Annotated in this window: 6 protein-coding genes; 3 read left to right on the forward strand and 3 right to left on the reverse strand. The window is 38.4% G+C overall.

Annotated features, from left to right (window positions below; translation table 11 throughout):
• From AC4MRQ_RS00685 to AC4MRQ_RS00695, 3 genes are all read left to right on the forward strand, one after another.
• Positions 1–1202, forward strand: a 1202-nt coding sequence (locus AC4MRQ_RS00685) for a glycoside hydrolase family 97 catalytic domain-containing protein (RefSeq protein ID WP_491195704.1), incomplete at its 5' end; no start/stop codon positions are given.
• A 70-nt stretch (positions 1203–1272) separates the two neighbouring features.
• On the forward strand, positions 1273–3306 hold the full coding sequence (locus tag AC4MRQ_RS00690; RefSeq protein ID WP_491195705.1) for a hypothetical protein: 2034 nt from the start codon (positions 1273–1275) through the stop codon (positions 3304–3306).
• A gap of 107 nt (positions 3307–3413) precedes the next feature.
• Positions 3414–4868: a sulfatase family protein gene (locus AC4MRQ_RS00695; RefSeq protein WP_491195706.1), complete on the forward strand. Its 1455-nt coding sequence runs from the start codon at positions 3414–3416 to the stop codon at positions 4866–4868.
• Positions 4869–5284: 416 nt separating this feature from the next.
• Here the strand turns inward: AC4MRQ_RS00695 and AC4MRQ_RS00700 are convergent, their stop codons facing one another.
• The 3 genes from AC4MRQ_RS00700 to AC4MRQ_RS00710 all read right to left on the reverse strand — a co-directional run bounded on the left by AC4MRQ_RS00700 (position 5285) and on the right by AC4MRQ_RS00710 (position 13877).
• On the reverse strand, positions 5285–9172 hold the full coding sequence (locus tag AC4MRQ_RS00700; protein ID WP_491195707.1) for a BspA family leucine-rich repeat surface protein: 3888 nt from the start codon (positions 9170–9172) through the stop codon (positions 5285–5287).
• A 368-nt stretch (positions 9173–9540) separates the two neighbouring features.
• A complete protein-coding gene (locus tag AC4MRQ_RS00705; RefSeq protein WP_491195708.1) occupies positions 9541–12474 on the reverse strand; it encodes an MBG domain-containing protein in 2934 nt (977 codons plus the stop codon).
• 740 nt (positions 12475–13214) lie between these two features.
• Entirely contained in the window at positions 13215–13877 is a 663-nt protein-coding gene (locus AC4MRQ_RS00710; protein ID WP_491195709.1) for a T9SS type A sorting domain-containing protein, read from the reverse strand.
• Positions 13878–14353: the final 476 nt, after the last annotated feature.

The raw sequence follows: 14353 nt of genomic DNA on the forward strand, positions 1-14353 counted from the left end.
CATGGATTAAGCCAATGAAGTACATGGGCGTATGGTGGACTGTGCACCTGGGTTTTGAAACCTTTGAAGTAGGTGAGCATCAGGCAGCAGTAACCGAAAAAGCCAAAAAAATAATTGATGCCGCAGCTAAGTTTGGTATCGAAGGTGTTTTGGTTGAAGGTTGGAACAAAGGCTGGGACTTAAGAGGCAAGAGTAATGAGATTCCTGATTTTCTGGCAGCAGAAGTAAATTATGATATCGAAGAGGTGGTGGAATATGCACAAAGCAAAGGAGTAGAGTTGATTATTCACCACGAAACATTTGGTAATATAGCCCACTACGAAAAGTACATGGAACCTTCGTTTAAATGGATCAAAGAACTTGGCTTGAGTTCAATAAAGGGAGGTTATGCAGGTAGTATTTTTCCTGCCGAGCAATATAAACACGGGCAGTGGATGGTGCGCCATTACCGTAAGCAACTCGAAATGGCAGCCAAATATGGTATTATGCTGGATATCCACGAGCCAATAAAGCAAACAGGTATTCGTCGTACATATCCGAACCTGATGACAGTAGAAGGAGTCAGAGGAATGGAGTTTGCAGCCTGGTCGAGCGGAAATCCGCCGTCACATACAGTAACCATACCTTTTACACGAGGATTGGCAGGACCCATCGACTACAACGCTGGTATCTTTGATATTAAATTTGAGAGCCTTGATAATCGCTCATTCAACTGGCGCAAACCAAAGAAAAAGTATCCGCGTAATCCGGGGCCATGTGTCAAAACAACATTGGCTAAGCAGTTGGCATTGCATGTTGTATTATTCAGCCCGATGCAGATGTCTCCCGATTTACCTGAAAACTATGACGGACATCCGGCCTTTCAGTTTTTACAGGATGTTGATGTAGTGTGGGACGATACAAAAGTATTGAATGCCGAAATAGGAGATTACCTGACAATTGCCCGTAAATCAAAAGATTCAGAAGAATGGTATATCGGGTCAATCACCAACGAGGAAGAGAGAGAACTTAATGTTTCTCTGGATTTCCTTAATGACGGACAGAAGTACGAAGCAACCATTTATGCAGATGCTAAAGAAACACATTGGGACACTAATCCTACGGCTTACAACATTACAAAGGTGAATGTTGACAGTCATTCAGGTTTGAATATTAAGCTGGCTCCGGGTGGAGGACAGGCGATAAGTATTAAACCGTTGTAATAAGATTGAAACCGCATTTATAAGCGGTTTCTTTTCCTTAAATTCAAATGCTTTCTAAATCCATTGGGTTATGAATACATCCTTAAAATTAATAGTTACCCTGTTCGTTGCTTTGGGGACATTTCAATGCCTTAATGCACAGAAAAAAGTAAGGCTGGCTGATAAAGAAATTTTCAATACAGGTTACCCGGTTAATATTTCATTCAGAGGAGAATACCGTGAGATAAAATACTCGGGTTATGATGAGTGGAAAAATTCTCTGGAAGGCTATTCAGCTGTCAATAAAAAGTTCGTCAACTATGATGAAATGGCGCGTGATATAACCGGACTACAAGCCTGGGCAAAAAAGTATCACAAACAGCACCCTGAGAAGTTATTGATGCTGCACTGGGATGCACGGGAGCACCGTAATGACCAGCCAGGTAGCAGTGATCGCTATTTTCCCGGTCATTGGTTGTCATTCCCCGGTACACAATTGAAGCAGGAAATAACAAGCAGACAAAAGCTTATTACAGTTGCATCGACCAGACCCTTCGGAGCTCATTTTGCCTATAAAGATGAAGAGTTTCCCGGCCAGTTAAAGTATAAGCCGGGCAGCTTCTTTTATCCTATCCTGTTGATTGTTGAGCTGGATGAGAACGGTAAGCGAATGTGGGATAGATATGAGTACGTGAAGCTGATTGAAATCAAAGATGATAACACTTTGCAGGTTGAGCGCGGTAAGTGTCTTTCCAAATCACGTTCGTTTCCGCATGGAGCCTATGTCGCTCCAATGTCTACCCGTTTGGGTAATGAAGGACTGTTCGACTATAATTGTTCGGTGCATTGTCCAAAAGATGCGAATGGTAAAACGGCACTTGATATCATGCATGATGAGTTGGTCGAGCTGATTTCAGAAGGCGGAGACCTGGAGTTCTTTGATGGCATTGCCTTCGATGTATTACAGTGGCTGCCACGAAGCAATAAAGTAGACAGCAACAACGATGGAAAGCCTGATGGCGGATTTATAGAGGGAGTTAATGACTGGCAAAAAGGGACCTATGAATTTATGAAAAAACTCAGATCAACCTTAGGTGATGAAGTGATGATTACCGGCGATGGATATGGTATCAACAACCAGCGCGGAATAGGCTTGTTTAACGGTATTGAGTCGGAGGGATTAGTGGAACACAATGATGCCTACCGCGGCTTTTCAAAAACCATTAACGTGTTTTCATACTGGAACCAACACAATACCATTTATCCTCAGCTAAACTATATTGTTGATAAACAGCGTAACGCAGCCGACCAGAAAAACAGTGATAACCTGCGACGTTTGTACCTTGGAACCGTTTGCTGCATGGAACTGGGAGCAACTGTTAACAATGACATGGATGAGCTGAATGCCGGTAAAGAAAAAGTTCCGAACTGGCTGGGGCAACCCATTGGTGAAATGAAGCAACTGGCTCTTAGTGAAGCAGGAACTGATTTATCAATAAATGAATCCTTACTCAACAATATTAAAACAGAAAACTGTAAGGTTGAAATCAAGGATGGTTCACTAATCATCACTCCTGGCAAAGCATTTAAGAATGCCAATATAGAAATCACTAAGCTGCCACTGCAGGAAACCCAAAAAGATGTAACTTTTTATATGGACGTGCAGGCTTTAGGCGGACTGGACGGATACCCAGAGCTTATTCCCCGCATTATGCATGCGCATGTAAAAGGGTTACCTGTTTATGAGAAAAATAGGGCCAACAACAAACGCTACAATGAGCAAATTGCCTTTTTTGGTAAAGATGTTCATACACAAACTTTTTACTATCGTCAGTGCGCCGGTCAGCTTAATGCTATCAAACTATCCTTTGAAGGCAGGCAACCGGTTAAACTAAGTGATTTTAGTATTCGCTATGCACCTGCACTATTGGCTCGTGAGTTTGAGAATGGAATTGTTCTGGTCAACCCTTCTTTTGAAGAAGCAACGTTTGATTTACGAAAACTGGCAAAACACAAAAGCTTCAGAAAGATTAAAGGCATCACACATCCTCAATACAATACCGGAGAGGAAGTTGGCGATAAAGTGAATGTTTTACCGTTAAATGCCCTCTTCCTTAAAAAATAAAACAGGAGGGAGCCTGAATTGATATTGTCAATAATTGGGTACAAACGAGCAAACGGACACCGGAAAAGGTAATTTACTTTACCTCAGTATTTTTAAATCAACAAATAATGAGTAGAATTTTAATAGTATGTGTGTTGTTATTACTGACCTTATTCAATAATACGGCACAAATTAAGGATAAACCCAATTTTATAATTTTAATTGCTGACGATATTTCACAGGAGGATATTGGCTGCTATGGTCATCCTGTAATGCAAACACCTAATATCAATCGGTTAGCTGCCAATGGCATACGTTTCGATAATACATTTCTAACAGCCAGTTCATGCAGCCCGAGCCGAACGAGTATTATTACCGGTCGTTATCCGCATAATACCGGAGCTTGCGAATTGCACTCTCCAATACCGGAAGGACAGGTTGTATTTCCACAAGTGCTAAAGGATAATGGTTATTACACAGCTCAGGCAGGTAAATGGCATTTTGGTAACGAACCGGTTAAACCAAGCGGAGTTGCACTAAAAGCTTTTGATCGTTCTGGTGGAAGTGGCAAAGATGGGGGAGGCCCGAGTGGTGCAGAAATGTGGGTTAAATACCTGCAACAACGTCCGGCAGACAAGCCGTTTTTTATGTGGTTTGCCGCCCACGATGCACACCGTACCTGGGACGATGAGATTTTTACAAAACGCTATCAGACTGAGGATGTAATTGTTCCTCCTTATATAGTAGATGATAAGCAGACACGTGAAGATTTGGTTTGCTATTACAACGAAGTAACCCGCTTTGATTATTATGTGGGGCAGGTGGTTAAAGAGCTGGAAAAACAGAAAATCCTTGACAATACCTTTATCATTGTAATGGCAGATAACGGGCGACCGTTTCCGCGTGATAAAACACGGTTTTACGACAGTGGTATAAAAACCCCTTTCGTGGTACATTATCCGGGTGAAATGCCGCAAAAAGAACTGGTTTCGAATAGTTTACTTAGTGTTATTGATATAGCACCAACCATTCTGGAGTTAGCCGGATGTAAGGTTGGTAAAACATTTCAGGGAATGAGCTTTAAAAAACTGCTTCAATCTCCTGACAAGAATTTCAGGGACTATGTGTTTGCAGAACATAACTGGCACGATTACAAAGCCTATGAACGAATGGTACGCTCAAAAGACCTGTTGTATATCGAAAACGGGTTGCCAGGTCAGAATATGATCGGACCAAAGGATGCACTGGATGGGGGAGCAGGGCAGTCTTTAAAAGCCGGCTTTGAAAACGGCACCCTGAGCGAACTTCAGGGGAGGGTTTATCAAAGCATTCAGCCTGAGGTGGAATTGTATCATATCCCGTCCGACTCATTGCAGATAACGAATCTCAGTGGCCGGGAAAAATACAAAAAGGCAGAAAAGCAGCTTAAAAAAGTACTTCATAATTGGCAAAAGCAAACGCATGATTCGCAACCATCCAACCTGACAAAGGACTGGTATAGCCGAATTGATGGAACTGCTACAGATGATAAAGGCAGCAGAGGCGAAATGCCCGGAGCTTGTAAAGAGGCAGATAAAATATAGTGATTCTTTATACAGTTCGCATATACGGATCGTATCTTTATAACCATAACGCAAATAAAGGTACGATCCTTACACTCTATCAAACAGACCGAATCAATCTGGCCTGTAAGGCCAATACATAACAGCGCAGGGTGGAAACCTAGCGATACATGATAAAAAGATGGTAAAGCACTGAAGATGAGATATATTAATGCCTTTTCCAACCCTTTATTCACATTAGCAGGGCACAGGCAGCATAAAAATCGCCTTACCGGTTATGGCAAGGCGATTTCCAAATTAAGTTGTTTATTAGTTTATTTGCCACAACTACTTCACCACCATTTATTTTGTATCTTTTATTTTAGCATCCCTCCTTCAACAAAGGGCTAAAGGAGAAATGTTACTTGAGCAATGGATTAAATTTAAGGTTGTTACAACTATTTCTTAATAATTCGGAATGAGGAAATATGATCCCCTTCCTTAATTTGTATTATATATATACCGGTGGATAATGAAGATATATGAACAGGCTCTCCGTTGAAATGATCTACCTGCATTACAGGTATACCCGTAATGTTTAGAATGCTTAATGATATTTTATTGGTTGATGATGCCTTTACTCCTTTAATGTATATCACATCTTTAGCCGGATTTGGATAAACAATCACACCTTCCAGTTGAGAGTTTTCATCTAAACCGGTAACAACACTTACGGTAACTTTATGACTACATGTTGATGTATTTCCTGCTCCATCTTCAATTGTCCAGGTTATATAGTTCTCACCCAATGGTAATTCAGCTCCATTTAAACCTGATTCATAATTAAAATCATTATAGTAGCTTACCTGTGAACAATTATCGTCAAAACTAATTAGCTCAAACTCTCCTTCTTCCACTAAATAAGATGTTCCATTATTGGCACTTATCACCTGGTCATCCGGGCAAATAATAGTAGGACTTGTAACATCTTCTATTACTACATTTTGAGTTTGAGTACTTGTATTGCCATTTCCATCATCATAGGTCCAGGTTACAACAGTTATACCTTGTGTTGTAATTGGCAAAGAAACATCATGTGTTCCGTTTATTGTACCCACACAATTAGTAGCTGTTGGAGCTGTTAAACTTGTAACCTCGCATTCAGCAGTAATATCATCCAATGTTACTTCATCCGGTACCGGGGCTTCAGTTTCCAGACTTCCGTCAGTAATTGTCCATCCATTATTCAGAATTAGTGTATCACGATAGGCAGCACCTGCGCAATAATTACTGTTACCTGCATGAAATTTAACATTTGGCTGGACATTTTGTGCCCCCCAACCGATTAGTAAGGAATCGTAATTAGCGGTTGAAAGTGTCACACCATTCAGCATATTACTTGCATTGGTTAAGGATGAGACATCCCAGTTTCCAAGATCCTGATCAAAGGATGTAGCTTTATAAAATGTATAATACATTTTGGTTACATTTGAAACATCCCAACTTCCTAAATCCTGGTTGAATGTATTACACTCATAAAAAACCGATGTTAAATTAGTTACATTGCTTACATCCCATTGTGAAATATCTCCATTAAACGATGATCTTGAAAACATACCGGTTAAGTTGATGGCACTAGTCAAATCCCAAAGAGAAATATCTCCATTAAAGGATGAATTGTTAAACATATATGAAAAATCCGTAATGGAACTGACATCCCAGGATGAGAAATCACCTGTTAATGAAGTTGTTTCAGAAAACATACTGTTCAGACTGCTTATTTCCGATAAATCGGGTGCGTCTATAGCATTACATATCATATTTTCACAACCACTATAGGCTTCATCCATACTTTGCCATGTAATAGTACCCCATTGATCAATTGAAATTAGCTTTAAACAATTGCCATCTTCTGCAAAAGTAATTGCAGGAAAATCTCCTCGTATTTGAATAGTATACGTGCCTGCTATTCCAAAATCATGGGTTACATCTCCCGTAATTCCTGTTTCATCAAAAACACCATCATTATCCCAATCTATATCATATAAATAGGTGTATTCTGAATGGGTAGGAATTGTAATTTCAGTATCTCCGGAAGTTCCGGTGTTATCAGTTTGCCAGGTAGTTATAAAGTAGTTTTCCGAGGAACATGTACGACCACCATCAAATATAGTCCATCCATAGGTATTTTTAAGTATACTGCGATAATTATTTCCATGACAATATCCCGAACTTGAACCGGAAAATGATATACCGGATTTGACATTTTGTGCCCCCCAGCCTATCAATATTTGATCATAATTTTGAGTAGACAAGCCTGATTCATAAAACATTCCATTTGCATCGGTAACGCTGGTGATGTCCCAATTACCCAAATCCTGATCGAAATTTGAAGCAAGTCCAAAAGTGTAAATTAGATTTGTAACAGAACTTACATCCCAGGTAGAAATATTACCATTGAAGGTTGATTTGTAAAACAAATGACTCATTGTAGTAACATTACTGACATTCCATGCGCTTAAATCATCATTGGATAAGCTTGTACAATAACGGAATGTTTCCTGCATACTTGTGACATTAGTAATATCCGGAGCATCTGCGGCATTAATAGTCAAATTTTCACATCCATAAAAAGAACTTTCCATGCTCTCCCATACAATAGAACCCCAATTATCTATTGAGATTAATTTGTTCTTATCAGCTTGGTCGTTGAAATACATACCAGGAAAAGTTCCTCTGATATTAATACTATACGTTCCTGCTACTCCAAAATCATGATAAACACTTCCAGTAATCCCGAATTCATCAAAAACACCGTCATTATCCCAGTCTACATCATAATTGTAAGAATATGAATTAAAGGTTTTTATAAATATACTAGTGCTATTCGAATGTCCCGAATTATCAGTCTTCCAGGTTGTTGTTAAGTAGTCTGTTGAAGTACATGCCTGGCCTCCATCTGAAATGATCCATCCGTAAGTATTTATAAGTGTATCGCGATAGCTTTCTCCATGACAATATCCTGACGGTGAACCGGTAAATGTTATTCCGGTCTGGACATTTTGTGCCCCCCAGCCATTCAATATTAGATCATAGTTTTGCTTAGATAATCCTGAGTTATCGAACATGGACGTAGCATTGGTAAGATTGGAGATATCCCAATTACCCAAATCCTGATCAAATGAATAGGCATCTTTAAACATATGCAGCATTGTTGTAACGCCTGAAACATCCCATGCACTTATATCCGAATTAAAAAGGTGTGCATCTAAAAAGGTTTGTGTCATGTCTGTTACAGAGGCTGTATTCCAGCCTGAAAGATCCTGATCAAATGCCCTCGCATCTTTAAATGCTCCTTCTAATGAGCCTACATTAGAAATATCCCAGTTGCTAATGTCCTGATTAAAAACATAAGCACTCCTAAATATATATGCCATATTTTTTACAGCAGATACATCCCATGCGCTTATATCCGAATTAAAAAGTTGTGCATCATCGAATGTTCGCCTCATGTCTGTTACAGAAGCTGTATTCCAGCCTGAAAGATCCTGATTAAATGCCTTTGCTTCTTGAAATGTTCCTTCCAGTGATGTTGTATTAGAAATATCCCAGTTGCTAATATCCTGGTTAAATTCAGAAGCACCTCTAAACATACTGGAAATGTCTGTGGCACCGGAAACATCCCATGAGCTTATATCCGAATTAAAAACGGTATTTTGGTAAAAACAATAAGTAAAATCTGATACACTGCTTACATTCCATGTAGAAATATTTCCGTTGAAAGTTGATCCGCTAAACAAGTAATGCATTGAAGTTACGTTACTAACGTTCCAGCCGCTTAAATCTTCATTGGATAGACTTGTACATTTACGAAATGTTTTTATCATACTTGTAACACCGGTAATATCGGGAGCATCTGTGGCATTAATAACCAAATTTGAACATCCAAAAAAAGAATAATCCATTGATAACCAAGTAATATTCCCCCAGTTTTCTATCGACAGGATTTTTTCTTTATCTCCTCCATGATTGAAATAAATACCCGGAAAAGTTCCCTGAATACGAATGGTGTAAGTATCTGCAGTTCCAAAGTCATGGGTTATATCACCTGTTAAGCCAAACTCATCAAAAGTGCCGTCATTGTCCCAATCAACGTCATAGTTGTAAGTATAGCTACTGTTGGTAGGAATTGTAATTTCGGTTGAACTGGATGTTCCTGTGTTATCCGTTTTCCAGGTTGTGATAAATTCGTCCTGCGCCAAAACTAAGTTGGTTCCTGCCCAAAGTAGAATTATCGCAAGGATACTTTTTTGAATTGTATTGATGCCAAACTTATTTACAGACATGATTAAGTGGTTTTTAGTTTATGATGCTAAATAACACTATGCTATAACTTTAAACCAATCCATTCAAAGTTTACCCTTGTATATTCTACGAAACGGGTTAGGTTTTATTCGAAGGGAACAGAAAAAAGGCAGAAGGAAGAAGGGAACAGGCAAAAGGGTGAAATGGTAAAAAAGGAATTCTCAATTAAGAATTACGAATTATATCTTTGCGTTACTTTGTGAAAGTACTTTGTGTTTACTTCGTGTTATAAAAGGAGAAGAAAGAAGGGTTGAACGGACCAGTTAGAAAGGTGTTATGTTACAGGCAGAGAAACAGAAACATGCTTTGCTCTATGTTAATGCCCTCTGCCTATAAACCTCACAAATTATTATCGCTTTGTAATTTTAAATATTTGTTGTATTCCTTTAATCTGAACCAGGTAAATTCCTTTGCTTAAATTGCTTATATCCAGGCTTTGATTTGTATAGCCTGATTGTTGTAATTGACCTGTAAGTCCGTATATGCTTACCTGGGCTGTTTGATCTGTATTTACAACTAAATAATCGTTTGCCGGATTTGGATATATGGAGATATTACCAACTGTTCCTGTGCTCATGCTTGTTGCCAATAGAACTTCCAAAGATCCTCCTGTGAGTTGCAGATTGTAATTATTATCATTTCCTCCCAAAAGGGTAATGGGGTATGTTCCTGCTGCACTTAATGATGTTGCTGTAGTAGCAATGGATGGTAATACATCTATTACTGATTCGTCCTCACCATCTACAAATCCTTCGTAGGTCATGGTTAATTCAGGAACTGTTTCTCCCTGGTTCATTTGTTTATCTTCGGCTGTTATAAAAAGGTCGGCTTTATTAACTGTAACGTTTAAGTCTATTGAATAATCTTCTTCATCTGACCGGATGCTTAATACACTTGTAAAACTTCCGGCATGCGAGTAATCTGCTGCAGATACTTTAACGGTTTCTGTAATAGTGCTATTTACAGGATAAAAATATTTATTAAACGAAACATATTCACCGTCATAATATAACTCTAATCCTTCATTGACAAAAACTTCAAGATCTTTATAAAAGCGGGTTGCACTAATACTAATGGTATGTTTATCTGATTCTTCTCCATATGTTGAAGTTAAATCATAATCACCTGAAATTGTGATATCTGCTAAGTTATATGTAGAAATTGAGCTCATTGGCACTCCATTGTTGTTGGACTTAAAGTTACCTCCAACCCACAGTGCAGATTCGTCAACTAAAAGGGTATAAACCTCATTGTCTAATCCTGATCCGATGGCATTTGTTCCTTCGGCATTCCACAGGTAGATATGATCGTCAGAAGTTCCTCCAAAATAAAGATCATCATTATCGATACAAACAGTCAGGATAGTTCCTGCTAATTCCACTCCCGGACCAGTCCAGCTTGTTCCATCCCATAGGGCCACCCTGTCAATATCTGTATTTCCGGCCACATTTGTAAATGATCCTGCAATCAATACGCTGTCTCCTTTTACCGCAATATCTCTTACTCTGTGGTTGATGGCACTTAAATCGCCTACTGCTTCGTAGGAAACGCCGTTCCATTTTACAATATTGTTAAAACCTGTATTTCCTGCGGCATCAGTAAACCATCCTCCCAGGTAAATATCTGAACCATCTACAGCTATGGATTCCATCAGGGTTACACTAATGGGCTGATCATTTAAAGCACTCCAGTTAACTCCATCCCAAACGGCCACATTGTCTGCTTCTGCAATACCTGCCCAGTCCAAGAAATTACCTGCTATATAAAGCTTGGTTCCATCTGTGGCAAAATCATTAATCGTACTGTTTTGAATTCCACCAACTGCGCTCCAGTCATTACCGTTCCAATAGGCCAGACCATCTGCGAATGCATCGCCTCCGGCGTTTGTGAAGTCTCCGTGAATGTACATCACATCATTGATAAAAATAATTCCTTCTACTTTACCATTAAGTGGAGTGCCTCCAATAATATACCATTGGCTACCATCATAACGTGCTATATAGGCCATATCTGAATCGCCTCCTATATGGCTAAAGTTTCCACCTACATAATAATCTCCATCGTATTTTACAATGGCTTCTACGTCACTACTTAAGCCTTTTCCGTTGGTATTTATGATGCTTGTCCAATTGGCTCCATCAAATTTACCGAAGTAATTAAAACCATTTGTTTCACCTGAACTTAAGTCGCTGGCCACATATATGTTTCCTGTTTCATCCAAAGCAATGGCATAGCCATAACTGCCTTCATCATCAAAAATGGATGATCCAATACCACTCCAGCTTTCTCCATCGAATATTCCAAAGGCTATATTTCCGTTAAAGTAACAGCCTCCTGCTGCATATATATGGTCATCGTAAAAAGCAATATCTGCCACTCCTGAATCATCATTTACAATATCGCCGCTCATTCCCAGATTGGCAAAAGTTTGGCTTAATGGATCAAAGCTTACCAACAGTGTATATTCTTCTTCACTGATATCTTCAAAGTCTCCTCCTAAATATATATTTGTACCGTATGATTTAACTACGTTTACTATACCATTTACTGCTCCATACGAAGCCCAGCTATTATCTGTAAGGTCGTAGGATGCAAAGCCTCCAGTGGATAAAGTTCCAATATAGCTAAAGCTTCCTCCTACATATATTTTATCATTTAGGAGCGCCATACTTGATACCAGTCCATCCGGTTCTTCACCGCTACTTAAGCCTGACCATGATTGACCGGTAAAATCCCACACTGCTATGTATGAAGTCTCCCCTATTTCACCCACGCCATCAAATGCTCCTCCGATATAAAGTTTGTCTTCGTTCAGTATCATGGAGTAAACTGGTGCATATATATCGCTGTAGCCATCATTATAGGCATCGATAAGTGCTTTCCAGGTTTGGGTTTCGAAACTATAAACGGCTAAATAATCGGCTGCCGGGTCACCTCCTGCCTGAGTGAATGCTCCACAGGCTATAATGGAATCTTCGGTAATAATCATATCATATACTTCCCCGTTTAAATCGCTGCCAATGGCTTCCCAGTCACTGCCATTCCATTTGGCTAAGTAGTTCAGTTTTTCATCTCCATTAATACTTCCCCAGTTACCACAGATGTACAGTTCATCATTAAAGAACTGTATACTGTGAATATCTTCTCCTGCAAAACCTGAGTTTTCAAAAAACGCTGTACTCCATTTATCTTCTATTGGAGTTTGTGCATTACTAAACAGGCTAAATTGTAATAAAGATGCAATGAGCATAATTACACCTTTTAATTGTAGTTGTTGTTTCATAATTGTTATTTGTGAGGTTATTAATTTTTTTAGTCAATAGCCAATGGTCATTAGTCATTGGTTATTGGTTTGACTTACAAGGCGCTTATAACTAATGTTTTATAATAAATATCATATTCTTTTTTGCAATGCATTAACAATCAATCTTTTATAAAACTTAAACTGTTACTAAAGTTTCCTTCTTTTAATTTATACTGCTAAATAACACAGTACCAAAATTTTAAACTAATCAATTCAAGCTTTACCCTTTTATATTCTACGAAACGGGGCAGATTTTATTCAAATGAGAAACTCACTACCCGAAAACTTTTATTTTAAGGTTCAGATTAAATCCGGTGCAAGTATAATTCTGAAAATAAAAAGATGAAATAAACTGAGGGTTACAAAGGGGTTACAGAATTATATATGACTGATAGTAAGATGGATATAATGTAGGTAAATGTGGACGATAAAATCGTATAAATGTATTTATTCAGGTACATTCCGTTTTTTTCAAAGTCTGGTGCGGGTCATTTTTGCAGAAGCCGGAAGTACAATTCCGGCTTCTGCAATTTCTTTTGTAACACTATAATCTGGTTCCCGATTAGATAAGAAAATGAATATGATCTAAATCTGTTCTTACTTCCAAAAAAATATAAATAATAGCGTAATTCCAGCTCTGAACAAACTGAATTTATGTACTTGATCTACATCAATTACCAACTTTCGGTATTTTATTACACACACACTATAACCTATTGTTATTCAATCATTACTTTAGTTGTATAGGTACTTTCTCCTGAAACTATTTGAACCAAATATATTCCTTTGGGTAAGTGGAATAGATTCAGCTTCATCGAACTTTCTCTTATCATATGGCTCTCAACTACCTGACCGGATGTGCTGATAATATTTACTGTGCCTGATAATATTGATTTGAATTGAATATTTACAACTCCTGTTGTTGGGTTTGGGAATAGGTTTATAGCATTAACTTCTAATGCATCATCTATTTCTGTTGCTGTGCTATAGGCAATCTGATAAGGGTTGCTTGGCGTTCCCAGGTTGTTGTCTGCTGTAAAAGTGAGTTCGTTGGAGCAGTCTAATAATGTAGTGATGGAATTATCCATAATTTTGAATTCAAGGTTTTCACCACTTAACTGATTGCTAAAAACAGTTAGCATTACAATATATACATCTACCTGGGAGATGTGCATTACCTGGGCTGAGCCTCGACACTCACCGTCTACATAGGCATATACCATATCATTAACGTCGGTGGATAATTCGCCATCAATGAGTAATTCTCCTGTTATGGTCATTGAATATTCAAAGTCGTTAGGGTCCACTGTGCATGTTGCTGATGCATTGCTTCCTATGAGAAATAGAATGGAGAGTATGGTGAATACCGAAAATTGTTTCATGTAAATATGTTTCATGGTTTTGAAAAATTAATTAGACTATAGATTTTTAATTGCGTTGTTATTTGCGATATATAATTGTATTTCGTCGCATACAATTCCCGGGGTTATAAATCCTTAAGTATTCGAAAAGATATTTATAGGCTATAATTACAGTTTGAATGATACCAGAGGTATCACATATTTATAGAAATAGTTCAATAACAGGCTAATTGACTCCAGAGGAGTCATACATTTAATATAATAGTTATTGATATTCGACTCCTCTGGAGTCGTTTTATGTCCTCGTAATATTTCTATAAACATGTCACCCCGCCGGGGTGATACCTAAGCGTTATATTTTGAGCTATTTTAGTCTTTCGAACACAACCTGGCTTTTGAAGACTGCGTCTATTTTCAATTCTGGCTTATGCATATTACAATGCAATTTTAAAATAGTAATAACGACCTAACAGACTAAATATCTGTTAGGTCGCATT

This window comes from Carboxylicivirga sp., assembly GCF_982718395.1.